The organism is Erythrobacter sp. CCH5-A1, assembly GCF_001557115.1.
In the GTDB taxonomy this organism is placed as follows: domain Bacteria; phylum Pseudomonadota; class Alphaproteobacteria; order Sphingomonadales; family Sphingomonadaceae; genus Erythrobacter.
Genome location: NZ_LSKQ01000105.1, coordinates 1 through 25,237, shown reverse-complemented (window position 1 = coordinate 25,237; position 25,237 = coordinate 1). Strand labels below are relative to the sequence as shown.

General features: G+C 68.5%; 28 protein-coding genes. 14 read left to right on the top strand and 14 right to left on the bottom strand.

Annotated elements, in window-relative coordinates:
* The first annotated feature begins 124 nt into the window (after positions 1-124).
* Both AX708_RS05310 and AX708_RS05305 read left to right on the top strand, forming a co-directional pair.
* Positions 125-547 (top strand): Fur family transcriptional regulator, encoded by a 423-nt coding sequence (locus AX708_RS05310; protein ID WP_155800105.1) that lies wholly within the window; start codon positions 125-127, stop codon positions 545-547.
* Positions 540-1,400 (top strand): 1-acyl-sn-glycerol-3-phosphate acyltransferase, encoded by an 861-nt coding sequence (locus AX708_RS05305; protein WP_066532605.1) that lies wholly within the window; start codon positions 540-542, stop codon positions 1,398-1,400. The genes AX708_RS05310 and AX708_RS05305 overlap by 8 nt, the downstream gene beginning before the upstream one ends.
* A 183-nt stretch (positions 1,401-1,583) precedes the next feature.
* On the opposite strand, the gene AX708_RS05300 is transcribed toward AX708_RS05305, so the two are convergent.
* From AX708_RS05300 to ybeY, 3 genes are all read right to left on the bottom strand, one after another.
* Positions 1,584-2,465, bottom strand: coding sequence for a LysR substrate-binding domain-containing protein (locus AX708_RS05300; RefSeq protein ID WP_082745708.1), 882 nt, complete (start codon positions 2,463-2,465; stop codon positions 1,584-1,586).
* Positions 2,466-2,559: 94 nt separating this feature from the next.
* Positions 2,560-3,483, bottom strand: coding sequence for a hemolysin family protein (locus AX708_RS05295; RefSeq protein ID WP_066532602.1), 924 nt, complete (start codon positions 3,481-3,483; stop codon positions 2,560-2,562).
* A gap of 23 nt (positions 3,484-3,506) precedes the next feature.
* Complete coding sequence (ybeY, locus tag AX708_RS05290) at positions 3,507-3,989, bottom strand: rRNA maturation RNase YbeY (RefSeq protein ID WP_066532597.1); 483 nt, start codon at positions 3,987-3,989, stop codon at positions 3,507-3,509.
* A gap of 126 nt (positions 3,990-4,115) precedes the next feature.
* Between ybeY and AX708_RS05285 the strand changes: the two genes are divergently transcribed.
* Positions 4,116-5,594, top strand: a complete 1,479-nt coding sequence (locus AX708_RS05285) for an erythromycin esterase family protein (RefSeq protein ID WP_066532595.1) — start codon at positions 4,116-4,118, stop codon at positions 5,592-5,594.
* Here the strand turns inward: AX708_RS05285 and AX708_RS05280 are convergent, their stop codons facing one another.
* The gene (locus AX708_RS05280; RefSeq protein WP_066532592.1) at positions 5,595-6,638 is read right to left on the bottom strand and encodes a PhoH family protein; all 1,044 of its coding nucleotides are present in this window, start codon (positions 6,636-6,638) and stop codon (positions 5,595-5,597) included.
* A 179-nt stretch (positions 6,639-6,817) separates the two neighbouring features.
* Here AX708_RS05280 and AX708_RS05275 point away from each other — a divergent pair, with 179 nt between their 5' ends.
* Positions 6,818-7,714, top strand: coding sequence for a hypothetical protein (locus AX708_RS05275; RefSeq protein ID WP_067489635.1), 897 nt, complete (start codon positions 6,818-6,820; stop codon positions 7,712-7,714).
* On the opposite strand, the gene miaB is transcribed toward AX708_RS05275, so the two are convergent.
* From miaB to AX708_RS05260, 3 genes are read right to left on the bottom strand one after another with little or no spacing between them, the layout of a single operon-like run.
* Entirely contained in the window at positions 7,685-9,022 is a 1,338-nt protein-coding gene (gene miaB, locus AX708_RS05270; protein ID WP_066532586.1) for a tRNA (N6-isopentenyl adenosine(37)-C2)-methylthiotransferase MiaB, read from the bottom strand. The genes AX708_RS05275 and miaB overlap by 30 nt on opposite strands.
* A 48-nt stretch (positions 9,023-9,070) precedes the next feature.
* Positions 9,071-9,493, bottom strand: a complete 423-nt coding sequence (locus AX708_RS05265) for a hypothetical protein (RefSeq protein ID WP_156454528.1) — start codon at positions 9,491-9,493, stop codon at positions 9,071-9,073.
* Positions 9,456-9,917 (bottom strand): peptidylprolyl isomerase, encoded by a 462-nt coding sequence (locus AX708_RS05260; protein WP_066532581.1) that lies wholly within the window; start codon positions 9,915-9,917, stop codon positions 9,456-9,458. The genes AX708_RS05265 and AX708_RS05260 overlap by 38 nt, the downstream gene beginning before the upstream one ends.
* 102 nt (positions 9,918-10,019) lie before the next feature.
* Here AX708_RS05260 and mgtE point away from each other — a divergent pair, with 102 nt between their 5' ends.
* The 5 genes from mgtE to AX708_RS05235 are packed head-to-tail and all read left to right on the top strand — an operon-like array spanning position 10,020 to position 14,546.
* Positions 10,020-11,468 carry a magnesium transporter gene (gene mgtE / locus AX708_RS05255; RefSeq protein ID WP_066532571.1) on the top strand — a complete coding sequence of 483 codons (1,449 nt, stop codon included), beginning with the start codon at positions 10,020-10,022 and terminating at the stop codon, positions 11,466-11,468.
* A gap of 34 nt (positions 11,469-11,502) precedes the next feature.
* Positions 11,503-12,261: an SDR family oxidoreductase gene (locus AX708_RS05250; RefSeq protein ID WP_066532569.1), complete on the top strand. Its 759-nt coding sequence runs from the start codon at positions 11,503-11,505 to the stop codon at positions 12,259-12,261.
* Positions 12,258-12,752: a nuclear transport factor 2 family protein gene (locus tag AX708_RS05245; protein ID WP_066532568.1), complete on the top strand. Its 495-nt coding sequence runs from the start codon at positions 12,258-12,260 to the stop codon at positions 12,750-12,752. The genes AX708_RS05250 and AX708_RS05245 overlap by 4 nt, the downstream gene beginning before the upstream one ends.
* A complete protein-coding gene (locus tag AX708_RS05240) occupies positions 12,749-14,122 on the top strand; it encodes an aromatic ring-hydroxylating dioxygenase subunit alpha (protein WP_082745707.1) in 1,374 nt (457 codons plus the stop codon). The genes AX708_RS05245 and AX708_RS05240 overlap by 4 nt, the downstream gene beginning before the upstream one ends.
* Before the next feature lie 31 nt (positions 14,123-14,153).
* Positions 14,154-14,546: a DUF1489 family protein gene (locus AX708_RS05235; RefSeq protein WP_066532701.1), complete on the top strand. Its 393-nt coding sequence runs from the start codon at positions 14,154-14,156 to the stop codon at positions 14,544-14,546.
* Here AX708_RS05235 and AX708_RS05230 read toward each other — a convergent pair.
* The 6 genes from AX708_RS05230 to AX708_RS05205 all read right to left on the bottom strand — a co-directional run bounded on the left by AX708_RS05230 (position 14,543) and on the right by AX708_RS05205 (position 19,154).
* Complete coding sequence (locus AX708_RS05230; RefSeq protein WP_066532567.1) at positions 14,543-15,115, bottom strand: DUF308 domain-containing protein; 573 nt, start codon at positions 15,113-15,115, stop codon at positions 14,543-14,545. The two genes, AX708_RS05235 and AX708_RS05230, sit on opposite strands and share 4 nt — an antisense overlap.
* 86 nt (positions 15,116-15,201) lie before the next feature.
* On the bottom strand, positions 15,202-15,723 hold the full coding sequence (locus AX708_RS05225) for a hypothetical protein (protein ID WP_066532564.1): 522 nt from the start codon (positions 15,721-15,723) through the stop codon (positions 15,202-15,204).
* A gap of 156 nt (positions 15,724-15,879) precedes the next feature.
* Complete coding sequence (locus AX708_RS05220) at positions 15,880-16,233, bottom strand: hypothetical protein (RefSeq protein ID WP_066532560.1); 354 nt, start codon at positions 16,231-16,233, stop codon at positions 15,880-15,882.
* Between the two features lie 19 nt (positions 16,234-16,252).
* Positions 16,253-16,945, bottom strand: a complete 693-nt coding sequence (locus AX708_RS05215; protein ID WP_066532556.1) for a DsbA family oxidoreductase — start codon at positions 16,943-16,945, stop codon at positions 16,253-16,255.
* Entirely contained in the window at positions 16,942-17,835 is an 894-nt protein-coding gene (gene nudC / locus AX708_RS05210) for an NAD(+) diphosphatase (RefSeq protein WP_066532554.1), read from the bottom strand. Before nudC ends, AX708_RS05215 begins: the two co-directional genes overlap by 4 nt.
* On the bottom strand, positions 17,835-19,154 hold the full coding sequence (locus tag AX708_RS05205) for a serine hydrolase (protein WP_066532552.1): 1,320 nt from the start codon (positions 19,152-19,154) through the stop codon (positions 17,835-17,837). The genes nudC and AX708_RS05205 overlap by 1 nt, the downstream gene beginning before the upstream one ends.
* Before the next feature lie 109 nt (positions 19,155-19,263).
* Here AX708_RS05205 and AX708_RS05200 point away from each other — a divergent pair, with 109 nt between their 5' ends.
* The gene (locus tag AX708_RS05200) at positions 19,264-19,485 is read left to right on the top strand and encodes a hypothetical protein (RefSeq protein ID WP_067489632.1); all 222 of its coding nucleotides are present in this window, start codon (positions 19,264-19,266) and stop codon (positions 19,483-19,485) included.
* A 56-nt stretch (positions 19,486-19,541) separates the two neighbouring features.
* On the opposite strand, the gene AX708_RS05195 is transcribed toward AX708_RS05200, so the two are convergent.
* A complete protein-coding gene (locus AX708_RS05195) occupies positions 19,542-20,585 on the bottom strand; it encodes an A/G-specific adenine glycosylase (protein ID WP_066532543.1) in 1,044 nt (347 codons plus the stop codon).
* A gap of 14 nt (positions 20,586-20,599) precedes the next feature.
* Here AX708_RS05195 and AX708_RS05190 point away from each other — a divergent pair, with 14 nt between their 5' ends.
* From AX708_RS05190 to AX708_RS05175, 4 genes are all read left to right on the top strand, one after another.
* Positions 20,600-21,142 (top strand): DUF721 domain-containing protein, encoded by a 543-nt coding sequence (locus AX708_RS05190; protein ID WP_066532541.1) that lies wholly within the window; start codon positions 20,600-20,602, stop codon positions 21,140-21,142.
* 5 nt (positions 21,143-21,147) lie between these two features.
* Positions 21,148-21,882, top strand: a complete 735-nt coding sequence (locus AX708_RS05185; protein ID WP_066532538.1) for a thioredoxin domain-containing protein — start codon at positions 21,148-21,150, stop codon at positions 21,880-21,882.
* A 102-nt stretch (positions 21,883-21,984) separates the two neighbouring features.
* Positions 21,985-22,731 (top strand): thioredoxin domain-containing protein, encoded by a 747-nt coding sequence (locus tag AX708_RS05180; RefSeq protein ID WP_066532536.1) that lies wholly within the window; start codon positions 21,985-21,987, stop codon positions 22,729-22,731.
* A 30-nt stretch (positions 22,732-22,761) separates the two neighbouring features.
* On the top strand, positions 22,762-25,237 hold a 2,476-nt coding region (locus AX708_RS05175), incomplete at its 3' end, for an AAA family ATPase (protein ID WP_067489629.1).

The following is a 25,237-nucleotide window of genomic DNA, read 5'->3' as shown; positions in this document are numbered from 1 at the left end:
GCCCCTGTTGAGAGGGCGGCTTGGGCCGCTTGAGCAAGCAGCCTCGTCCCTGTAGGGATGAGGCTGCAATGCTTTGGGGCGCCCGCACCCGAATGGGGCACCGCGCACGGCGATGGAGCTTTTCTTGACCCACAAGATCGATCTCGAACAACTCTGCGCGGAAAAAGGGCTGCGCATCACCGAACAGCGCCGCGTCATCGCCAAGGTGCTTTCGGAGAGCGAAGACCATCCCGATGTCGAACTGCTTCACTCCCGCGCCGCCGCGATCGATCCGCGCATCTCGATCGCCACGGTCTACCGCACCGTGCGCCTGTTCGAGGAAGCGGGTATCCTCGATCGCCACGATTTCGGCGACGGCCGCTCGCGTTACGAGCCCGTGCCGGAGGCGCATCACGATCACCTGATCGATGTCGAGACCGGCAAGGTCGTCGAATTCGTTGATCCCGAAGTCGAGGCGCTCCAGCGCCAGATCGCCGAGCGGCTGGGCTATCGCCTCGTCGATCACCGCATGGAGCTTTACGGCGTGCGGCTGTCGCGCAATGACTGATTGGGAGCTGCGCCAGGCAGCGGCGCGGGGGGAGGTCACGCCGATCAGTCTTGCGGGCTGGCTGCGCATCGCTGGCCGCTCGCTGGGGCTGATCGTCCTGCTGCTGGTGTTCGTTCCGCTGCATTACCTCTATCGCATCTTCGCCTACGGCTCGCCCTTCCCGATGCTGTTCCTGCGCTACGCCGCGCGGGTCTGCGGGGCGCGGGTCGAGGTGGTCGGCACCTACCTGAAGCGTGACGTGTTCTTCGTCGCCAACCACATCTCCTGGATCGACATTCTCGCGATGGCGGGCGCGAGCGGCACCGCCTTCGTCGCCAAGGCCGAGCTTGCCACCGCGCCCGTCGTCGGCTGGCTAGCCAGCCTCAACCGCACGGTTTTCGTCAAGCGCGAGCACCGCATGGGTGTGGCCGAGCAGATCAACGCCTTGAAGGAAGCCCTCGTCGACAACTGGTCGGTCACGGTCTTCCCCGAAGGCACCACCACCGACGGCCAGTCGCTCCTCCCCTTCAAGACTTCGATGCTCTCCGTCCTCGAGCCGCCCCCGCCGGGCGTGCTCGTCCAGCCCGTAATCCTCGACTACGGCCCCGTCGCCGAGTGGATCGGCTGGATCGGCGAGGAGGGCGGCCTCAACAACGCCAAGCGCGTGCTGTCACGCAAGGGCAGCTTCAAGGTCCGCCTCCACTACCTCGAGCCCTTCTCTCCTGAGGACTTCAAGGGCCGCAAGGCGATCGCCAACGAGTCCCGCCGCCGGATCGAGGAAGCCCTGATCGAGATCCGCGGCCACCCCTTGCGCCCCTTCGCACACACGGTCGCCCCAGTGCGCTACGAGCCCAAGCCCGAGACCGCCGACTGACACGCGGCCGCCGCCCGTGTTGGAGACACATGAGACACTGTACAGGCGCGAAATACTCTCCGCGCTCAAGAGGCGCTCGGCAGGGGCATCTAAACGGGCGTCAGCGGGGGCCATGGGCGCGAGTGTGTCACGCGCGACACTTGTAGGAAAGCCCGCAATTTCCGCGCCTTGCCGGCCCGCCAGTTACAACCCCGCGCGCACCAGCCAATCGTGGAAAATCCGCACCGGGCGGCTTTCCAGCGCCACCGGGCGGCACACGAACCAGTAGGAATAGGGGCTCTCGACCGGCGCACCGGGCAGGTTGATCAGGCGGTTGTCGTTGGCGCGGCGCAGGTGATCGTCGTGCATGATCGCGATGCCGAGGCCTTGGGCGGCCGCCTCCAGCATCAGCGCGCCCGAATCGTAATGGTCGATCGCCGCCGGGTCCATCTGTTCGAGCCCGTTGGCCTTCTTCCACGCGACGAAGCTCTCGGGCAGTTCGTTGTGGATCAGGAAGGTCTGCTTGGCCATCACCTCGGGGGTGATTTCCGGGATGGCGCGCGCGGTATCCTTCGAACAGATCGCGTGGACGAGGTTGTGGTCGAGCCGCACCGCGTGGAGCCCGCTCGCCGGCCCGCGCGAGAGGATGATCGCGGCATCGAGCGTGTCGCCCACCCGGTCTTCGAGATGCGGGGCGGTGTCGATATCGATGTGGAGCAGCGGATGGCGCTTCCGCAACTCGCCCAGCCGCGGGAACAGCCGCTGGCTGCCGAACATCGGCAGGACGCCGAGGCGCAGGCGCAAAAGTGCGATATTGTCCGACTGGCTCTCCACCGCGCGCGCAAGCGCTTCCATGTGCGGATTGACCGCCTCGTAGAAGGCCTGACCCTCGTCGGTCAGCTGCATCGATTGCCGCGCGCGGGTGAACAGCTTCTTGCCGACGAATTCTTCCAGATTGCTGATCCGCCGCGACAGCGCCGAGGGGCTGAGGCCGATCTCCTCCGCCGCAGCACGGGCCGAACCCAGACGCACGGTGCGCATGAAGGCCTCAAGGGCGCGAAGCGGGGGCAGGCGGCGTGCAGGCATTCTCATATCTCCTCACTGGCAGAAGATACGGTGCCGCGCGCGCACGGATGCAAAAAATCGAAGAAAAAATGTGGAAGGCGGCAAAAAGTTGCGCCTACTGCACCTCTTCCTCGGTCACGGGAGGGTGCAGCCGCAGGCGCGTGACGTGGGTTTCGTCGCCCGCCGTCACTTCAATCCGCCAGCCGCTGGTATGTTCCAGCACCGTGCCGACCGGCGGTACCGCTTCGGCGAGCACGAAGGCGAGGCCGCCCAAGGTGTCGACGCTTTCGGCAACCTCGGCGAGGCGCGGATCGATCTTTTCGGCAATGTCGTCGAGCTCGGCGCGCGCGTCGACATCCCACATCCCCTCGCCAATCGGGGTGATCAGTTCCGGCGGGGCCTCGTCATGCTCGTCCTCGATATCGCCAACGATTTCCTCGACGAGGTCTTCGATGGTGATCAGCCCGTCGGTGCCCGAGAACTCGTCGAGCACGATGGCGAGGTGCACGCGCTGGGTGCGCATGTCGGCGAGCACGTCGAGCGCCCCGCGCGCCTGCGGCACATAGAGCGGCTGGCGCATCAGCGTGGTCCAGTCGGCGGGCGGCGGCGTGCCGTTGGCAAGGAAGGGGAAGACATCCTTGATGTGGATCATCCCGATCACGCTGTCGAGCGTGTCGCGGTAGACCGGCATGCGCGAATGGCCGTGTTCGGAAAAGGCGGCGACCATTTCCTCCCAGCTGATCGTCGCTTCCACCGCGATGATCTCGCCGCGCGGGACGGCGACATCGTCGGCATCGTGTTCGGAAAAGTGGAGCAGATTGCGCAGCATCTGCCGCTCGACCCGCGACAGGTCGCCGCCGGTGGCCGCGCCTTCACCCGGGCCGCCGTTCTCGTCCTCGTGCTCGTCGATCGCTTCTTCGAGCTGTTCGCGCAAGGACCGCGCGCCCTCGAACCCGAGCATCTTGCGAAACGCGGCAATCAGCCCGCTGCTACTGTCCGCTTCTCCCGACGGGGACGCGGACGAATGGGAATCGGCCATGGCCTTGCGAGTGGCTCCTGTTGCTACCTGTCGCCATATGGGTCAGCGATGCCCAGTTTGGCAAGTATGCGGGTCTCCAGCTGCTCCATCGCCTCGGCCTGTTCGTCGCTGTCGACATGGTCGTGACCGGCGAGGTGGAGCAGGCCGTGGACGATGAGATGGGCGGCGTGGGCTTCGAGCGTGATGCCCTTCTCCGCCGCCTCACGCGCGCAGGTTTCATAGGCGAGCGCGATGTCGCCGAGCATGACCGGGGGGCCGTCGGCGGCGAGGGCTTCGAGCTCCCCGCGCTCCAGCATCGGGAAGGAGAGGACGTTCGTGGGCTTGTCGCGCTGGCGCCATTCCCGGTTGAGCGAGTGGACCTCGGCATCCGAGGTGAACAGCAGGCTGGCAGTGAGGCGTGGGTTGGCGAGCAGCGGCTCGCCCTCGCCCGCTGCAGCGGCGGCGCGTGTGGCGAGCGCTTCCCATTCGCCCGCGGGCCAATCTTCGATGTCGATGTCGAGTTCCATGCTCGCGCGCCTTAGCCCGGAATCCCGGCCGGGGGAAAGCTGCGTCCTTGCACAGTTTCGCCCTTCGATTCCGCCCCAATCCCCGCTAGCCTCACGCTCGGACGACACATTCCGGGGGGAATTGCGATGCGACTTGCCACATGGGTGATCGGTGCAACGCTGTGGGCAGGAGGCGCAGCCGTGGCGCTGGCCGAGCCCGAGTTGCCCGCGCTGCCCGATCTGACGCCTGCGACCGCAGAGGAGGAAGCTGCGGCACTCGACTGGATCAAGGCCAGCGGCGTCGCCTTCGACCCCTCGGCCTATGACACCGCGACCCTTGCGCCGCTCGCCGAACGGCTCGGCGGCGCGCGGGTGATCGGCATTGGGGAGGCGACCCATGGCTCGCACCAGGATCAGGCCTTCAAGGCCGCGCTGATCCGGCAGCTCGTCGCCAGCGGGCAGATCGAGGTGCTGATCCTCGAGGCCAATCGCGAGCCGGCGCTGGCCTTCGACCGCTACGTCCGCGAGGGGATCGGCGATCCCGCCGCGGTGATGCAGACCCCGGCCTTCTTCCGCATCTGGAAGAATGACGAATTTGCAGGCTTGCTGCTGTGGCTGCGTCACTGGAACCGGACCGCCGAGCGCAAGGTCCGGATTGTTGGGGTGGACGTGCAGGATGGCGGGCGCGACGCGGCGGCGGCGCTGGCGCTGGCGGAGCGGCACGACCCTGCCGCCGCCGCACGCCTGCGCGCCGATCTCGCCCCTCTGATCGCCGCCATGGACAAGCCGCGAACCCGCTTCGTCGATTGGCTGATCGATGCCACGCGCGCCGAAACGGAGCGTGCGGCCACCGCCGCCGCCGCGCTCGACGCGTGGTTCGAGGCCGCTCCTGCTGCCGCCCGCGCCGATCCCGGCTTTGCCGAAGCGCGCTGGGCGGCGCGTGCCGCTCATCAGGCCTTCATGGCCTTCGAGTTCGAACGCGCCGATGCCGACAAGTCCAAGGCCGATGCCGCCTATTTCGCCCGCCGCGATCGCTCCATGGGCGAAAACGCCCTTGCCATGCTGGAGCAGGACGAACGGGGGGCATTGTGGGCGCATGATTCGCATGTGCTCGAGGATCTGCCCGACATCGCCAAGGCGGTGGGCTTCGTGACGGTCGGCACGGTGCTGCGCGAGAAGCTGGGGGAGGATTACGCCACCGTCGGCTTCACGTGGTCGCAAGGCGCCTTTCGCGCGACGCTCGTGCCCGAAGGCGCCGACTTCACGCGCGCCTCGCAGCGCCAGACGCTCGAACCCTTCAGCTTGCCCAACAACCGCCCGGGAGAACTCGGCCACGTGTTCGACCGCACCGGCCAGACGGCGATGTGGATCGATCTCGCCCGTCGCCCGGCCGAGGGCCCGGTCGCGCGCTGGACGGGACGACCTTACTGGCGCGGCTGGTCAGGCTGGATCGTCAACCCGGCGAATTGGCAGGTCACCAGTTTCGAGACAGGCGACATTCCCCTGCCCGTCAGCATGGGGCACGATGTGATCGTGTGGTTCAAGACCATCAGCCCCTCGCACCTGTGGCCGCAGCCGCCTGTCGAGGCGCCGCCGCCGCAACCGGTCTCTGCCAGCGGCGGCTAGCTAGGCCCCCTCCCCCTCGTCCTTGCCCTCGTAGGCCTCGACGATCCGCCCGACGATCGGGTGGCGCACGACGTCGGCGGCGGAGAAGCGGATGGTGCCGAAGCCCTCGACGCCCTCCAGCCGTTCGACCGCGTCGTTGAGGCCGCTCATGCGCGGGCCGCCGGGGATGTCGACTTGGCGCGGGTCGCCGCAGATCACCATCCGGCTGTTCTGGCCGAAGCGTGTCAGGAACATCTTCATCTGCTCGCGGGTGGTGTTCTGCGCCTCGTCGAGGATGATGAAGCTGTCGGCCAGCGTGCGCCCGCGCATGAAGGCGATCGGCGCGATCTCGATCTCGCCGTTCGCCAGCCGCCGTTCGACCTGTTCGGGCGGCATGCAGTCGTTGAGCGCATCATAGAGCGGGCGAAGGTAGGGATCGACCTTCTCCTTCATGTCGCCGGGCAGGAAGCCGAGCTTCTCGCCCGCCTCGACCGCCGGGCGCGAGAGGATCAGGCGCTGGACGGAGCCGGTGATGAGCTGGCTCACCGCCTGCGCCACCGCGATATAGGTCTTGCCGGTGCCTGCCGGGCCGAGAGCGAAGATGATGTCCTCCTTGGCCAGCGCGCGCATATATTCGATCTGCGTCGCCGAGCGGGGGACGATGGTCTTCTTCCTCGTGCGGATCATGATCGGCGGCGCGCCCTCGTCGCCCGCGATGATCCCTTCGAGCGTCGGTTCGGCCGACATCGCGATCAGCGCCTCGACCGCGCCGCTGTCCAATGCCTCGCCGCGCGCGAGGCGGTCATACATGGTCTTGAGGGTCTCGCGCGCCCGGGCGACGTCATCCTCGGGCCCCTCGATCACCACCTGGTGCCCGCGTGCGTGGATGAACACACCGAGCCGGTTCTCGACCTGCACCAGATTGGAATCGAACTGGCCGAACAGGGGGCCGAGCAGGGCCTGGTTCTCGAAGGTCAGATCGACACGCGCGCGCCGCTGTGCCGGAATGCCGCGCGGATCGGGCGAGAGCGCCGGATGCCCGGCACGGGAGGGTCGTCGGCCCATAAGGTCCTTTGGCTGCGGCAGAAGGACGATCCCTCGGCCCTTGAGTCGCGAGCCTAAGCGCCCCGCGCGCCTTGGCAAGCCGGGTGCGGCGAGATGGTGGTGGAAAGTCACGGATGCTTCACATGCGCGCCCGATCTGTGCTATTATTGCCGCATCAAGTCCTTGAAAGGATGAAGTATATGCGCAGGCTTGCAGGTCTCCTGATCGCGCTTTCGTTCGCCGCAGCCGCGGCCGCGCAGGACGCCCCGCCCCGCTCCACGCCCGAGATCATCGTGCGCCCGCCCCCGACCGAGGCCGAGCGGCACCGGGAGCTGCGCGAATTCACCCGCGCCGTGATCCGCCCGCCGCGCCTGAACCACCCGGTCGCCAAGTTCGCCTTCCCGGTTTGCGTCACCGTGCTCGGCCTCGCGCCCGATGATGCCGCGGTGATCGCCGAACGCATCCGGGAGAATGCCGAGGCGCTGGGCGTCGGCGCCGACCGCTCGCCGACCTGCGTGCCGACGGTGCGGGTCGCCTTCATGGCCCCGGCGGCGGGCCCGCCGGAGAGCTGGCTGACTGCGGAATCGCCGCAACTCGCCCACCTTGCGGGCTATCAGAAAGAGCGCGTGCTGGGCGAGGCGGGGCCGGTGAGGGCGTGGAACAAGGTCTCGGTGCGGGACGCGCTCGGCAATGCCTTCCGGCCGCAGCTGGGCGATCAGCAGCGGTTCCCGACCTACACCGAAATCCAGCCATTGAGCGCCTCGGACCCCATCGTCACCACCGAGATCACCGGCGCCGCCGTGCTCATTTCGCGCGACGCGGCGCACGGGTTCACGCTCGGCCAGCTGGCGGATTATGCGACGGTACGCGCGCTGCTCGGCACGGGTCCGGTCGAAGGCGATGCGCCCGCGCCGACGATCCTCACGCTGTTCAGCAATCCCGCCCCGCCCGTCGCGCTGACCGATTACGACAGGGCGCTGGTGCGCGAGCTCTACGACGCCTCGCGCAATGCCAAGCCGCGCCGGGTCTACAACGACATCGCCCGCGCGGCGGTGGCGGCGGAGCGCTCAGACGGGCGCGCGAAGCAGGCCCCGTAGCGAGTTCGGCCCCGCCTCGGCCAGCGTCACCTCGACGAGGTCGCCGATGGCGTGGTCGCCCTCGAAATGTACACTCTGGAGCCACGGCGACTTGCCGAGCCACTGGCCCGGGTGCCGCCCGGTGCGCTCGACCAGCACTTCGCACCGCTTGCCGAGGCTCGCCTGATTGAAGGCGAGCTGGTGCGCGCCGATGCGCTGCTGCAAGCGCTGGAGGCGCTCGTCCATCACCTCTGGCACGATCTGGCCCTCCATCGTCGCCGCGGGGGTGCCGGGCCGGGGCGAGTATTTGAAGCTGAAGCAGGCGGCGTAGCGCACCGCGTCGACGATGCTCAGCGTCTCGGCAAACTCGGCCTCGGTCTCGCCCGGGAAACCGACGATGAAATCGCCCGAGAGCGCGATGTCGGGGCGCGCGGCGCGGAAGCGCTCGATCAGCCTGAGGTAGCTTTCCGCCGTGTGCTGGCGGTTCATCGCCTTGAGCACCCGGTCGCTTCCGGACTGCACGGGCAGGTGCAGATAGGGCATGAGCTTGGCCACCTCGCCATGCGCGGCGATGAGGTCCTCGTCCATGTCGTTGGGGTGGCTGGTGGTGTAGCGGATGCGCGCGAGGCCATCGATCCCCGCCAGCACCCGGATCAGCCCGCCGAGGCCCACGCGGCGCCCCTTGTCGTCCTCGCCCGCCCATGCGTTGACGTTCTGGCCGAGCAGCGTGATCTCCTTCGCCCCCGCTTCGACCAGTTTGCGCGCTTCGGCGACCAGATGGCTGAAAGGCCGCGAGATTTCCGCGCCGCGGGTATAGGGCACCACGCAATAGGTGCAGAACTTGTCGCAGCCTTCCTGCACCGTGAGGAAGGCGCTCGGCCCCCGCTTGCGCCGCGCCGGGAGCGCGTCGAACTTGGCGATGGCGGGCATGTCGGTATCGGTCGCGCGCTCGCCGTTCGCGGCGCGGTCGAGCATCTCGGGCAGGCGGTGATAGGCCTGCGGGCCGACCACGATGCTCACCGCCGGGGCGCGCGCCATGATCTCCTCGCCCTCGGCCTGCGCGACGCAGCCGGCGACCGCGATGAGCGGCTTCTTCCCCGCCTCCTCGCCCGCCTTCACGAGGCGGCCGATGTCCGAATAGACCTTCTCGGCGGCCTTCTCGCGGATGTGGCAGGTGTTGAGGATGACGAGATCGGCCTCCTCCCCCTCGGGCGCAGGCGTGATGCCGCGCTCGGCGAGCAGCTCGCCCATGCGCTCGCCGTCATAGACGTTCATCTGGCAGCCGAAGCTCTTGACCCGGTAGGTCTGGGGGGGCGCGGAGGGTTTCATGAGGGGTGCGCCTTTAGCGCCGATGGGGCTGCGGTTCAACGGCCCGCCTCACGGAGCGATGATCCCGTAGACCCCCCATATTTCGGTGATCTTGCCGCCCTTTTCCCGCCACCGCACCGACCACAGGGTGCTGAACATCGATCCCGAACGGAAATCCATGCTGCGAATGTGCTCTTCGAAGGAGGGCTGCTCGAAATCCGGCTCCCAGTTTTCCGGTCCCTCGAAGCCTTGCTGCTTCAGAACCGAAACCATCGCGGCGGCTTCGGAACCTGCAGGGAAACGCTGCTTTACCCGCTGGTCGAAAGCGGGTTGGGCCTGATCCACCTTTTGCGGCAGATCGGCCCCGATGGGCGGGACCCGCGCGACCGCACCATCGCAGGCAGTCAGCGCCAGGAAACTGGCGCCGACTGCCGCTTTCCAATGATGCCGAGGCTTACGCAACCGTCGCCTTGACGATCTTCCCCGGCGCACGCGGCGGTTCGCCCTTGGGGATGGCGTGGACGTGTTCCATGCCGCTCACCACCTGGCCCCACACGGTGTATTGCTTGTCGAGGAAGCGCGCGTCGTCGAGGCAGATGAAGAACTGCGAGTTGGCGCTGTTGGGGTTCTGCGCGCGGGCCATCGAGCACACGCCTTCGACGTGGGGCTCGGCGTTGAATTCGGCCGCAAGGTCGGGCTTGTCGCTGCCGCCCATGCCGGTGCCGGTTGGGTCGCCGCCCTGCGCCATAAAGCCGGCGATCACGCGGTGGAAGATCACCCCGTCGTAGAAGCCTTCCTGTGCCAGTTCGGTGATGCGCGCGACGTGGCCGGGGGCAAGGTCAGGGCGCAGCTTGATGACGACGTCGCCGGTCTCGCCAGTGCCGTTGTCGAGGGTGAAGGTGAGGGTCTCGGCCATTTGGGGTATCTCCTGCGTCAATTTGCCCGCGCTTTTAGCAGCCATCTCGTCCCTGTCACCCTCAACCCTTGCTTTTGCGCCCTCCCCGCCTAAACCGCCCCCATGGCCGACGATCTCCTCTCCGACGACGATCTGCTGATCGCCGACACCGGCGAGGCCGAAGTGCGTCCCGACGACCGCGTCGACGACGAACGCCACGACGAGGAGAACCGCCTCAAGGCCGATTATGTCGGCGCGGTGCGCGACGCACTCGATGATGGCGACAAGGGCGCGGTCTATGACCTCGTCGAGCCGCTCCACGCCGCCGACATCGCCGACCTGATCGAGCTGCTCGACAGGTCCGAACGCGCGCAGCTGGCGAGCGCGATCACCGATCTGATGACCAGCGACGTGATCGCCGAGCTCAACGATTACGTGCGCGAGGACCTGATGGAGGCCCTACCCGCGCAGGCGGTCGCCACCATTGCCGAACAGCTCGACACCGACGATGCGGTGCAGCTGATCGAGGACCTCGATGCCGAAGACCAGGCCGCGGTCATCGCCGAGCTCGAGCCGGAAACCCGCGAAGCCGTGGCGAGCGCGCTCGCCTACCCGGAGGAGACCGCCGGGCGCCTGATGAGCCGGCACTTCGTCGCCGTGCCCGAGGCGATGACGGTCGGCAACCTCATCGATTTCCTGCGCGACGAGGGCGATCTCGAACACGATTTCTTCGAGGTCTTCGTGATCGACGAGCGCCACCACCCGGTCGGAACCTGCGCGCTCTCGTGGATCCTGACCACGCCGCGCGGCGTGAAGCTCACCGATGTGATGAAGCGCGACCAGACCCTGATCCCGGTGACGATGGACCAGGAAGAGGTCGCGCTGATGTTCCAGAAATACGCGCTGATCTCGGCCGCGGTGGTGGACGAGAGCGGGCGTCTGGTCGGGCAGATGACGGTCGACGATATCGTCCACATCATCTCCGAGGAAGCGGGCGAGGACGCGCTGCTCCTGAGCGGTGCGGGCGATGGCGACATCAACGAGCCCATCGTCGACAGCTACAGGGCGCGCGTGCGCTGGCTTTTGGCGAACCTCCTCACCGCCTCGGTTGCCTCGACCGTGATCGCGCAGTTCGAGGATGTGATCGCGACTATGGTGGCACTCGCGGTGCTGATGCCGATTGTCGCCGGGATCGGCGGCAATGCGGGGACGCAAACGCTCGCGGTGACGGTGCGCGCGATCGCCACCAACCAGCTGACCGATGCCAACACCTGGCGCGCGATCCGCCGCGAGATGTCGATTGCGGCGCTGAACGGCGGGACGGTCGCGCTGGTGATCGGCGGGATCGTGGCGGTGCTGTTCCAGAACCCCTTGCTGGGGCTGGTGATCGGCGCGGCGATGCTGTGCAACATCGTGATCGCGGGCTTTGCCGGCGTGCTGGTGCCGCTGACGCTCCAGCGCTTCAAGGCGGACCCCGCGATCTCCTCCTCGATCTTCGTCACCATGACCACCGATTCGATGGGCTTCCTGGTCTTCCTAGGTTTGGCAGTGGTGAGCGGTCTCGCCCGCTGATAGCCTCGCTCCCGACAAGACAACGGAGAGAGTGATGGCAGGACGGGTGGGCGGCAAGGTGGTGCTGCTGACGGGCGGCGCGATGGGTCTCGGCAAGGCGGCGGCGAAAGCGCTGATTGCCGAGGGCGCGGCAGTCACGATTACCGACATCGACGAGGCCGCAGGCCGCGCCACGGCGGTGGAGCTGGGCTGCGGCTACATCCGGCAGGACGTCACCGACTGGGCCCGCTGGCAAGAGGTAATCGCCGAGGTCGAAGCCACCCACGGACGGCTGGACGTGCTGGTCAACAACGCCGCGATCACCGTCTTCGGGAGCATCGCCGACATTTCGCCGGAGGATTTCCGGCGCTGCTACACGGTCGATGTCGATTCAATTTTCATGGGCTGCAAGGCGGCGATCCCCTTGATGGCGCGGGGTGGCGGGGGTTCCATCGTCAACTTCTCGAGCGCCGCGGGCAACAAGGTGTCGCCCGATCTGGCCGCCTACAACTCCGCCAAGGCGGCGGTGGTGACGCTGACGAAGAGCATCGCGCTCTACTGCGCGCGCGAGCAGAACGGGGTGCGGGTTAACTCGGTCCAGCCCGGCACGATCCTCACCCCCAATGTCGAGAGCGTCATCGCCGGCACCCCCGATCCCGAGGCGACCCGCGCGGCCTTCTCGGTCGCGCAACCCATAGGCCGGATGGGCGAGGTCGAGGATATCGCGCATCTCGTGGTCTATCTCGCCAGCGACGAGAGCAGGTTCGCCACCGGCGCGCCCTTCATCGTCGACGGCGGGCTGAGTATCGCATGAGCGCCGACCGCTTCGCCATCATCGACCTCGCCGCGCTCTACATGCGCGGGCTCGACCGGCTGGACGGGGCGCTGCTCGAGGCTCAGTTCTGGCCCGATGCGAGGTGTGAATACGGGGTGTTTTCGGGCGGGCCTGCCGACTTCGCGGCGTTCTGCATGGAGATGCTGAAAGAGCACCGGCGCAACCACCACATGCTCGGCCAGCACCTGATTGATTTCGTCTCGGAGGACGAGGCCTTCGGCGAAGTCTACTACCAGGCCTACCACCGCGTCTTCGACCACAGCGGCGCGCCGCGCGACCTGTTCATCGCGGGCCGCTATGTCGACCGCTACGAGCGCCGTGCGGGCGCCTGGAAGATCGCCTACCGCTCCGAGCTGGTCGACTGGGTGCGCGATGATCCGGCCAGCGACGCGATAGTCGGCGTCACCCCCTTCATCATGGGCGAGCGCAAGCCCGCCGACCCGCTCTACAATCGCGAGGCGATGCGGTGAGCCGTCCCGACCTCACCGCCCCCGCCGACCCGTCGCTCGCCCCCGGCGAGGCGCGCTGTCCGGGGCCTTCGATGCAGGACATCCTCGATGCCGACGGGGACAGTCCCCCCGCCGCGATGCGCGAGCAGGCCTACACCTTCCTCGGCGATGCCGACCTGCCTTTTGCGCGCTACACCGATCCGGCCTTCCACGACCTCGAAATGGAGCGCCTGTGGCCGAATGTCTGGCAATGGGCCTGCCGCGAAGAACACATCCCCGATCCCGGTGACCGCTATGTCTACGACGTCGGCCACCATTCGGTGCTGGTGGTGCGGGGTGTCGACATGGCGATCCGCGCCTTCGTCAATTCCTGCCCGCACCGAGGGATGAAGTTCGCCGCCGAAGGCTCGCGCGGGGTGCGGCGCGCGAACATCCGCTGTCCCTTCCACGGGATGAGCTGGAACCTCGACGGCACCTTGCGCGAAGTCCCCTGCCGCTGGGACTTCCCGCACGTCACCGACGAGAACTTCGGCCTCGACGAAGTGGCGTGCGGCACCTGGGGCGGGTTCGTTTTCATCCATATGGGCGAGAACCCGCCCCCGCTCGCCGAACAGCTGGAAGTCATGCCGGAGCATTTCGAACTCTGGCCGATGCACGACCGCTACGTGGCGCTCCACACCGAGAAGGTGCTGCCCGCCAACTGGAAGATGGCGATGGAGGCGTTTCTCGAGGCCTTCCACGTCCTCGAGACCCACGCGCAAGCGGTCCACACCGCGGCTGACGCCAATGCGCAATACGACATTTTCGGCAGGCACGTGTCGCGCTTCATCCATGCGGTGGGCGTGCCCTCGCCCCACCTCAGGCAGGAGGTCAGCGAGGCGACGCTGTTCGGCAAGCTCGGCCGCGATCCCGCCACGCTCCCGCCGGGCGCCAAGGCCCGCGCCGAACATGCGCGGCTGCTGCGCGAGGAACTGGGAGCCGCCTTTGGCACCGACCTGTCGAACGTTTCCACCACCGAGATGATGGATTCGATCGAGTATTTCCTCTTCCCCAACGCCTTCTTCTTCCCCGGCATCGGCATCCGCCTGTGCTATCGCTTCCGCCCGCTCGGGCCGGACGAGTGCCTGCACGAGATCCTCGTGCTGCAACCCTTGCCCGCAACTGGCGAACGGCCTGCCCCCGCGACCCCGATCCGGCTCGGCGTGGAGGACAGCTACACCACCGTCCCCGGCTTTGCGCTGGCCGAAATCCTCGATCAGGATACCGAGAACCTCAAGCTCCAGCGCGACGGGGCCAAGGCTTCGCGCAAGGGTGCCCAGACGCTCGGGAACTATCAGGAAGCGCGCATCCGGCGACTGCATCTGACGCTCGACGAATACCTCAGCCGTTGACTCCCGCCGCCGGGTGCCGAACAAGGTCCCCATGCCGCTTCACCTGACCAAGATCGCCTTCGGGGCGAAGAGCTACGCGCATCTCGAAAGCTGGTACGAGAACCGCGAGGCGATTGCGCTGACCACCCGCAACCGGCCGACGCGGCACGCGGAATGCGTGGGCGGGTCGCTCTACTGGATCATCAACCACGCGATCGTCGCACGCTCGCCGATCCTCGGCTTCGAGAAGACGCAGGACGGGCGGTGGGACATCGTGCTCGAACCGCGCCTGATCCGCGTCCACACGAGCCCCAAGCGCGCGCATCAGGGCTGGCGCTATCTCACCGAGGACAAGGCCCCCCGGGACGTGGCCGCGGGCGAGGATATCGGCGATGCCCTCCCCGGCAAGCTGGCGATGAAGCTCGAGCGCCTCGGGCTGGTCTAACCCTGCACGCGCGGCGGCGCGGTGCCGGTGCAGCACAGGAACGCCGCGCCGGTGAGGATCATGTTGAGCCCCACCACCAGCCCCAGCACCGCCAGCGACCAGCCGCCCGGCAGACCGAGCAGCACCAGCGCTCCCAGCAGCAGCGACAGCAGGCCCGAGACAAGGAACAGCCCCCATCCGCGCTGCGGTCGGATCTGCGCCGCCATCAGCATCCGCGCGATCCCGTCGGCCGCGAAGAAGGCGCCCAGCGCCAGCGTCAGCGCGAGCAACCCGGCGAAGGGATTGGCAAGAAACACCAGCCCGCCGAGCAGGTAAAGCACCCCGAGCATGATCTGCACCGCCCGCCCCTGCCAGCCGTGCACGCGGAACGCGTGGACCAGCGCCGCGATCCCGCCCGCGAGCAGCGTGAGTCCGACCACGAGATTGAACGACAGCGCCGCCAGCAGCGGGAAGGCGAGCGACAGCACGCCGACCACCACCAGCACCGCACCCAGCACGACGAAGCCGCCGCGCCGCACCGAGGGACGCGCGCCGGTGCTCTTGTATTGCGCCTTGGGATAGGCGGCCATCGGCTCTTGCCTCCTTGGAGATCGGGACAGCGGGCGGCGGGGCGGCGAGCTGCGCCCCCGCCCGCCGCCCGCGCCGGGTCATGCGATCAGAAGCCGACCGCGCGCGCATTGCCCGCGTTGTGCCCGCCGTTGCGCATCAGCACCTCGCGCAGCTTGGCCTCGTCGACGCCGATATCCTCGACCGTCACCACCACGCCGCCATTCTTGATGCGGTCGTTGTAATAGGTCGCGTCCTCCTCGCTGACGCCGTGCTTGGTGAGGGTTTCGTTGAGCGTCCCGCCGATCGCGCCGAGCACGGCGCCGATGCCGACCGCCTCGGGCACTGCGGCCGCCGCGATGGCACCCGCTGCCGCAAGCGGACCGACGCCCGGGATCGCCAGCGCGGCCACCCCGAGGCCCGCGCCCAGCGCGCCCCCGCCGAGCACGCCGCGCAGCACGTTGCGGTGGTCCTCGTCGGTCACCTCGCCCGCGCCTGTCGAGGCGGTGGTGGTGCCCTTGTGATGGGCGATCACCGACATGTCGTTGTCGCCGATCCCGAGCGAGCGCAGGTCATTGACCGCGCGCTCGGCTTCGGCGTGGCTGTCGAAAATCGCGGATACCTTGGACATTGCTGTTCTCCTGCAAGGTGCAAGCGCCCGCACGGGGATCGCGAGGGCGCGTGGCAACGACTTGCAGGAGTGGACGCGCGGAGGCGCTGTCATGGGTGGGTGATGGGGCGGCGCTCAGCCGAATTCCGGGTCAGGTGGTCGCGCCGCCGACGGCGCTCATTCGCGTTCCATTGGCCGGATGCGGTTGCGATTCCGCGCGACCGCGCGCTTGCCCGCCGCATACAACCCGATCGCAGCACCCACTGCCGGAATGAACCAGATCATGGCGAACAGCGTGAGCTCGGCCCCGGTTCCGCCTTCGAGCAGCTTCCAGCTGTGCCACATGTCCTCGATCATGCACTTGCGGCGGCAGGTGAAGCCGTAATCCTCGCGCCAGCCGATGGTCTTGCCAAGCCGTGCATAGAGATAGCCATAACCGACGATGATTGCACAAAGGCCGCCGACAACCAGCGTGAACCACAAGGCACCCAGCTGGCGGAACAGCGCGGCGAGGTCCCGGAACGACTGCATGGGCTTAGTTGCCGTCGCCTCAGCCCGCCGCCGCCCGACTTTTTTCCGCGACCCGGCGCAGCGCATTGACATAGACCTCGGGTCCTTGCGCACCGGGAATCAGGAACTTGTTTTCGACGATCATCGCCGGGACGCCCGAGATGTTCATGTCCCACGCCTGGGCTTCTTCGGCGAGCACGCGGGCTTCGAGGTCAGGGTCGTCGAGCGCGGCCTTGGCGGCCTCGCGGTGCAGGCCGGTGCTCGCCGCGATGTCGAGCAGCACCATCCGGTCACCGAGGTTGCGGCGCTCGTTGAAATGGGCACGGAACAGCGCGAGTTTCAGCGCGGTCTGCACCCCGGGCCCGGCCTGCTCGAGCGCGAAGGCGAGGAGCTTGTGGCAATCGCGGGTGTTCCACATCATCGCAGGGGGCGCTTCGTCCTCGCCTTCATAAGAGAGCGAGACGCCCGCCCCTTCCGCAATCGCCTTCATCTGCCCGCGGATGCGCGCGCCCTCCTCGGCGGGGCGGCCATATTTGCGGCGCAGGTGCGCTTCCTGCTCCTCGCCCTCCGGCGGCATTTGCGGGTTGAGTTCGAACGGCCGCCAGCGGATTTCCGCCGCGATCTCGCCCTCGAGTTCCTTGAGGGCTTTGGTCAGCTGGCCGTAGCCGATCAGGCACCACGGGCACATGACATCGGAATAGATGTCGATGGTGAGGCTCTGCGGAGCGCTCATCGGTCGAGCCACCAGCACACGAGGTGATGGGCGATAGCGAAGGGACGCGGGAAATAGAGCAGGTCGGTCCCCGACTCCCCCGCCGCCCGCGCGGCTTCCAATTCCGCGCGCGTGAACCAGCGCGCGTCTTCGAGCTCGGTTGTGTCGATGGTGAGTTCGGGGTCGTCGGCGACCGAGGTGCAGCCGATCATCAGCTGGCTCGGGAAAGGCCAGGGCTGGCTGGCGATGTAGCGCACATCGCGCACCCGCACCCCCGCCTCCTCGTGGATCTCGCGCGCGACCGCTTCCTCGATGGTCTCGCCCGGTTCGACGAAGCCCGCGAGCGCGGAATACATCTTCGGCGGAAAGCGCGGCTGGCGGCCGAGGAGGAGCTTGTCCTCATGCTCGACCAGCATGATCGTCACCGGGTCGGTGCGCGGGAAGTGGTCCGCGCCGCAATTGTCGCAGTGCCGCTGCCAGCCGCCCTTGACGAGCTTGGTCGCCGCGCCGCAACGCGCGCAGAAGCGGTGGCGGGCGTGCCAATCGGCGAGGCTCCTCGCTCCGCCGTAGATCGCCAGATCGGGGGGCGAGAGCTGCATCATCAGCTGCCATGCCCGCGGCATGGCATAGGCCGGGCCATCCGCGCCGACGCCCGGTACGGGGACGAAGTGGGCCTTGCCGTCGAGCATCCCGAGGAACACCAGTTCGGCATCCTCGGCCACGTCGGCCAGCGAGCCCCAGACGAGGCCGCGCTGATCATCCACCCCCGGCAGCAAGCCATCGAGCAGCAGCACCTTGGCGCGCCAGTTCATCAGTCCCGCCAGCGCCTCGGGATCGGTGCGGATATGATCCGCACGGTCAAGCGGCGATCCGGCGAAGGCCATTCCCGGGGCTGCGGCAGGTGCGTGCATCAGGCGGCTTTCTTGTGCGCGCGCATCGCCGCGAGGTCCTTCTCCAATGCGGCGAGGAATTCGTCGCGGATCGGATAGGCCTCGGACGGCATGTACTGGGTCCACAGGCACGAACGCAGCTTCATGCCGAAATCGACCGCGCCGAGCGTGCCCGCCGCCCCGCCCCAGCCGAAGCTGGAACCCTTGGACCGCCCGCCCGCGCCGTGCCCCTCGCCCTCGAGCCAGCTGCCCTTGAGATCGACGCTCGCCGGGATCAGGTTCGAGGTTCCGACACGCACCGCGTTCTCGCTCATCACGAACTTGCCGTCGAGCGTGCCGTAGCCGAGCAGCATCCTGAGGAAGCGGTCGTAATCCCTCGGGCTCGAGACGAGGCCCCCGCCGCCCGCCGGCACTTCGGGCGGATCGAGATAGATCGAGCTCGCGCCCGGATCGATCGGGAAGGGCACGCCGCCGATGACGCCGTAATTGTCGGTCAGGCGATGCGCCTCGCTCGCGGGCACCTGCATGAAGGTGCTGGTCATGCCGCAGGGGTCGAAGATGCGCTTCTTGAGGAAGGCTTCGAAGGGCATGCCGCTCACCACTTCGATCACCCGTCCGAGGAGGTCGATCGACGCCGAATAGCTCCACTTGGTGGCGGGCTGATACATCAGCGGCAGTTCCGCCAGGCGGTCGGCCCAGACCGCGAGGCCCGGCGCGGGCGTGACGGGCTCGACACCCGGGATCGGCAAGCGGCTCACCCGCCCGCCGATCAGACCCTGCTCGTTGAAGGCCTTCTGCAGCGGCCCCTTGCTGATGATCTGGTAGCCGAGCCCGGCGGTGTGGGTCAGCAGCATGCGGATGGTGATCGGCTGGTTGGCGGGCACGGTCTCGTCGAGCGGGCCCTCGGGATCGACCAGCACGCGCATGTTGCGGAAGGCGGGAAGGATCTCGTGGACCGGCTGGTCGAGGCCGAGCTTGTTCTCGTCGATCAGGATCATCGTCGCCATGCCGGTGATGGGCTTGGACATCGAATAGATGCGGTAGAGCGAATTCTCGTCCACCTGCGCCGGCTTGCCGAGCGCCAGCGTGCCGCCGCCCACCGTGTGCGGGTGATCCTCCTGCCCCCAGCCGAAGGTCAGGAACAGGTTGGCGACCTTGCGCCCACCCACGTACTTGTCGGCAAGCGCGGCGACATTGACCCAGTTTTCCGAGACATCATGGGCGAAGGCCGCGCGGCCGAAGGGCAGGCCCGAAAGCGCCGCGCCGCCTGCGAACAGCGCGCCCGTTCGCAACAGCGAACGCCGGGAGAAACGGGGGTCGGCCAGAGTGTCGAGGGGCATTGCACAGAATCTCCCAAAGGATTTTGCGCGCCTGTCTGCGGCAGGGCGCGGGCCCCGTCAATCCGCGCTTGGTCTTGCAAGCGATCGGTGTCTTATCTATATAAGACACATGCTCAACCTGCTCGCCTATCTCGTCGGCCTTGTCAGCCTTGTCATCGTCATCCCCGCGCAGATCCCGCTGCTCGGCTGGGCCAACTGGCTTGCGCTGCCGCTGATCGTGATCGGCGTGATCATCGGGGCGCTGTCGTCGAAGGACGGGGGACGCAATTTCTGCTTGGTGGTGCTGCTGATCGCGGGCGTTCGGCTGACTCTGGGCGGCGGCATCCTCTAGTTTTTGTTGTCGCATCGCCGGGGCGGAAGACCGGTTCCCACTTTTTCGCGCGATGCTTAGTCCGCCGCGAGCGCCAGCCGCGCGGCCTTGGCGAACAGGGTCGCGAGCCCCGCCTCGCCGATCTTGTCGACCGGCCACCACTGCCCTTCCCCCCGCGGCCGCGAGAGCGTTTCGAGCGCGCGCACCTCGAGCGTCAGGTGCGCATGGGTGAACCCGTGCCGCACCGCGCCGAGCCGCCGCCAATCGCCCGCGAGCGGCACCTTGCCCGCTCCGTCCTCGCGCGCGCTCCAGCCGTCATCGGGCAGCGCGCGCATCCCTCCCAGCATCCCCTCGGGCGGGCGGGTGACGAGCCAGACCTGCGTGCCCTTCGCGCGGGTGATCCAGAAGGCGGTGCCGCGCCGCTCGGGGACCTGCTTCTTTGGCGGCTTCACCGGCAGGCGCTCGGGCTCGCCCTGCTTGCGGCCTTCGCAGCTTTCGGCGAGCGGGCACAGGAGGCAGCGCGGCATCTTGCTGGTGCAGACATGACTGCCGAGATCCATCATCGCCTGCGCAAAGTCGCCCGCCCGATGTTCGGGCGTGATCGTCGCTGCCGCCGCGCGGATCGCCTTCCTCGCCCCTGGCAACGGTTCGGTTATAGCGAATAGCCGCGCGACCACCCGCTCGACATTGGCATCGACCACCACCGCGCGCTGCCCGAAGGCGATCGCGGCGATCGCGGCGGCGGTGTAGTCGCCGAGCCCGGGGAGCGCGCGCAATTCGGCCTCGGTCGAAGGAAAGCCGCCCCGCTCCGCCACCGCCCGCGCGCACTTCAAAAGATTCCGGGCGCGGGAGTAGTAGCCGAGCCCCGCCCATGCCGCCATGACGTCATCATCGCTGGCGGCCGCGAGCGCCTCGACCGTCGGCCAGATCGCAAGGAACTTGGCGAAATAGGGCTTCACCGCCGCCACGGTGGTCTGCTGGAGCATCACTTCCGACAGCCACACCCGGTAGGGCCACGCCGGGTCATCCGGCAGCGGCGCGCCCGGCGGATTGCGCCACGGCAGATGGCGCGCGTGGCGGCCATACCAGCCGAGCAGATTTTCGGAGATGCTGGCAGTCACGCGCGGCCTATGGCATGGCGGACGGACCCATGGGAAGCGACAAGAAAACTCCGAAACAATATACCCGACCCCGCGGTCAGGGCGCGAAGGCGATCGGCGATCTGATGCCCGAGATTGGCCGCACCGCCTTTCGCCGCTTCGGCTTCGTGCAATCCTCGGTCGTCACCCGCTGGCCCGAGATCGTCGGCCCGAAACACGCCCGCGTTTGCAGCCCCGAGGCGATCCGCTTTCCTCCGGGCGAGAAGGCGGAAGGGATCCTCCAGCTGGTGGTGATCCCCGCCCACGCGCCGCTCATCACGCAGGTGATCCCCGAGATCATCGAGCGGGTGAACCGCTTTTTCGGCTACCGCGCCGTCGCGCGGGTCAAGCTGCGCCACGGCGCAGTCACGCCGCCTGCGGATGGCCGCCCCGCCAAGCCCCCGCCCTCGCTGAAACCGATCCCGCTGGAATTGGGCGACAGCTTGCGCGATATCGGCGACCCCGAACTGCGCACCGTGCTCGAATCGCTCGCCCGCAGCCTCTCGAACAGCGAAGCCAAGACCCCACCGGAAGAATAGCCCCCATGCTCAAGCCCCTTCTTTCCGCCGCCGCCGCCGCCTTGGCGCTTGTCGCCGGCGTTGCCGCCGCCCAGGACCTCTCACGCCCCGACAGTTCCCTCGGGCCCAAGGCGAAGGCGTCCAACTGGCAGAATACGGTCACCCGCACCGATCGCGGCCATCTGGTGGGCGACCCGCAGGCCAAGACCACGCTGGTCGAGTTCATCAGCTACACCTGCCCGCACTGCGCCGATTTTGCCGCGCGCGGCGAACCGGCGCTCGATGTCGTGCTGCTCGGTCCGGGCAAGCTCAATGTCGAGGTGCGCCCGGTGATCCGCAACGGGCTCGACCTTGTGGTCACGCTGCTCGCCAATTGCGGCGATCCGGCGCAGTTCAAGGTACGCCACCGCGCGCTGATCCTTGCCCAGGCCGACTGGCTCGGCAAGGCGCGCAACGCGCCGCAGAGCCAGCAGGAAATCTGGCAGCGCGGCGACAAGGCGGGGCGCGCGAATGCGGCAAACGCGCTCGGGCTGACGGCGATGCTCGCCGCCAAGGGCCAGTCCAAGGCCGAGCTTGACGCCTGCGTGGCCAATGATGCGGCCGCGCAGAAGCTGGTCGCAAACGGCGAGGCCGATGCCAAGGAGTTCGGCGTCAACGGCACGCCCAGCTTCGCGATGGACGGCAAGCTGCTCCCCGAGGTCCACAGCTGGGAGGAGCTCTACCCCCTGCTGCGTACGCGGTTCACCGCCAAGGCCGACTGACGCGCCCACAGATTGTTCCACATCCCCTGCACGTCGGTGCTTGCTGGCATGGCGCGTGCGGGGCTATCCCTCTCCCCCTGACGACCGCCCGAGGATAATCCGATGACCTTGACCCGCCTGTTCTCCCTGTGCCTTGCCGCACTCGCGCCGCTGCTGCTGGCTGCCTGCGGCGGGGATGCCGCCACCGACGGTGCCAGCAGCGAGCCGCTGCCGGTCGTCGCGCCGCCGGCGGGCACGACCTGGTCGCAGAAGGTCGCCACCACCGAACGCGGCGGCTATCTCGTCGGCAATCCCGATGCCCCGCTCAAGCTGGTCGAATACGGCTCGCTCACCTGCCCGGCCTGCGCGCGCTTCGCCGAAGAGGGCATGAAGCCGCTGATGGAGAAATACGTCAATTCGGGCCGGGTCAGCTTCGAATTCCGAAGCTTCCTGATCCACGGCCCGCTCGATCTTGCGCTCACCCGCCTGATCGGCTGCTCCGCGCCCGAGGCCGCCTTGCCGCTCGCGGACCAGATCTGGGCCAACCTCGGCCCGATCCAGCAGCGCGCCTATGCCAACGAATCCGCATTGAACGATCTCGCCAAGTTCCCCGAGAACGAACGCTTCGTGCGCTTCGGCGAGCTGACCGGGCTCTACGAATTCTTCGCCGCGCGCGGCATCAGCGAAGACCAGGCGCGCACCTGCATGGCCGATTTCGCGAGCCTCGAGAAGCTCTCCAAGATCTCGGAAAGCTACGCCAACGACGACAAGATCAACCAGACCCCGACCTTCCTGCTCAACGGCACCAAGCTTGACGCCGGCACCTGGGCGGACCTGGAACCCAAGCTCCAGCGCGCCGGCGCGCGCTGAGGCAGGTTCGCGGGGGGCGCGGCAGCATAGATGCAGATCCACCGGCTCAAGCTCAGCGGGTTCAAGAGCTTCGTCGAGCCGGCGGAACTGCGCATCGAGCCCGGGCTGACCGGCGTCGTCGGCCCCAACGGCTGCGGCAAATCCAACCTCCTCGAGGCGATCCGCTGGGTGATGGGGGAAACCTCGGCCAAGTCGATGCGGTCGGGGGGCATGGAGGACGTGATCTTTGCGGGCACCTCCACCCGCCCGCCGCGCGATTTTGCCGAAGTGGTGCTCCACGCCTCGGATGACGGCGGCGAGGAACTGGTCGTCACCCGCCGGATCGAACGCGGCGCGGGCTCGGCCTACCGCGTCAACGGGCGGGACGTGCGCGCCAAGGACGTCGCCCTGACCTTCGCCGATGCGGCAACCGGCGCGCACTCCCCCGCGCTCGTCAGCCAGGGCAAGATCGCACAGGTGATCGCCGCCAAGCCCGCCGAGCGCCGCGCGATGCTGGAAGAGGCGGCGGGGATCGCGGGGCTCCACGTCCGCCGCAAGGATGCCGAAAGCAAGCTGCGCGCGGCCGAGACCAACCTTGCGCGTCTGGAAGACCTCATGGCAGGGCTCGACGCGCAGATCGCCTCGCTCCGGCGGCAGGCGCGGCAGGCCGAGCGCTATACCGAACTCTCCAAGCAGATACAGGCCGCCGAAGCCCGCCTCCTGTTCGCCCGCTGGCGCGAAGCCGCCGCCGCCGCCAAGGCCGCGCGGGCCGCCGCCGAGGGTGCCGAGGCGCGGGTAGCCGAGGCGCAGAAGGCGGTCGAGGTGGTGCAGAAGGAGCAGGCCGAGGCCGCGCAGGCCCTCGCCGAAGCGCGCGACGAACTCGCCGACCGGCGCGACGATGCCTCCGCCCACGGCCACCGCATGGCGGCGCTGGCGGAGAAGCTCGATGCGGCCGAAACCCGGCTGCGCGATCTCGAACGTCAGCGCGTGCGGCTCGAGGAAGACCGCTCGGATGCCGACCGGCTGACCAGCGCGGCGGTCGAGGCACTGGCGCGGCTCACCACGGAACTCGAAGTCAGCCGCGCTGCGGCGGCCGCCGCCGAAGCCGCGCGCCCGCTGCTTGCCGAGAAGGCCGAAGACAAGGAACGCGCCAGCCGCGCCGCCGAACTCGCACTCGCCAAGGCCACCGCCGATCAGGCCGGGGTCGAGGCCGAATGGCGCGTCGCCGAGGCGGCGGTCGAGCAGGCGCAAGCGCGCCTCGCACGGATCGAGGCCGAGGCCGCCCGCCTCGAGCGCACCCGCGCAGAGCTGGCGGCGAGCGGCGATCTGGAGGCCGATGTCATCGCCGCGCGCGAGGCCGCCGACGAAGCCGCCGACGATCTCGCTACCTTGCGCGCCAAGCTCGCCGAAGATCAGGCACGCAAGGCCGAACTCCAAGCGCGACGCGACGAGGTCGCAAGCCAGCTGGCCGCCGCGCGCGCCGAACTCGCAGGGGTCGAACGCGAGCACAGTGCCCTCGCCCGCGACCGCGAAGCGCGCGCAAAGCGCGAGGCCGGGCGGCAGGGCATGGCGACCCCGCTCGACCGCGTCACCGTCACCCCCGGCTACGAACGCGCCCTCGCCGCGGTGCTGGGACGCGACGGCAAGTCGCCGCTGGGCGCGCCTGGGGGGACGCCGGACGGGCGATTCTGGACAGGCGCCGCCGCTCCGCAACCGGTCGCCGACAGCCTGGCAAAGCGCCTCTCGCAATGCCCCGAGGAACTCACCGCGCGTCTGGCGCTGGTGCATTGTGTCGATGCGGACGATGGCCGCGCGCTCGCCCCCGGCGAATGGCTGGTCACCCGCGCCGGCCACCTCAGGCGCTGGGACGGCTTCGTCGCGCGCGGCGAAGGCGCTGCCGAGGCCGCGCAGCTCGAAGCCGCCAACCGCTTTGCCGAACTGGACGCCGCCCTGCCCCCCTTGCGCGAAGCCGCCGCCCGCGCCGAGGCCGAGGACAAGGCGGTCCGCGAGGAACTCAGCCAGCTTCAGACCGGGCTCGTCGCGCAGGAGCGCGCCATCGCCGGGGCCATCGAGGCCGAGCGGCAGGCATTGCGCCGCCTCGACCAGGCCGAAGCCGCGAAGGAACGCCTCGCCGCGCGCCTCGCCGAACTGGCCGCCAGCGCCTCGGACATCGAGGCCCAGATCGCCGCCGCGCACGAGGACGTCACGACCGCCGAGGCTGCCCGCGAAAAGCTCCCCGCCCGCGATGCCGGGCGCGCCGCGCTCGAGGCCGCGCAGGCGAAGAACGCCGCCGCCCGCGCTGCGGTGCAGGCCGCGATGGCCGATCTCGCCGCGCAGGATCAGGCCCTCGCCGTCGCGCGCGAGCGGCTCGCCGGGCAGCAGGCCGATCACGCCGGCTGGCAGGCGCGCGCCTCGGATGCCGAGCGGCGCATGGCCGAAACCAGCCGCCGCCTCACCGAAATCGCCGAGGAACACGCTGTCATCGCAGCCAAGCCCGCCGCGCTGGCCGCCGAGATCGAGGCGGGCG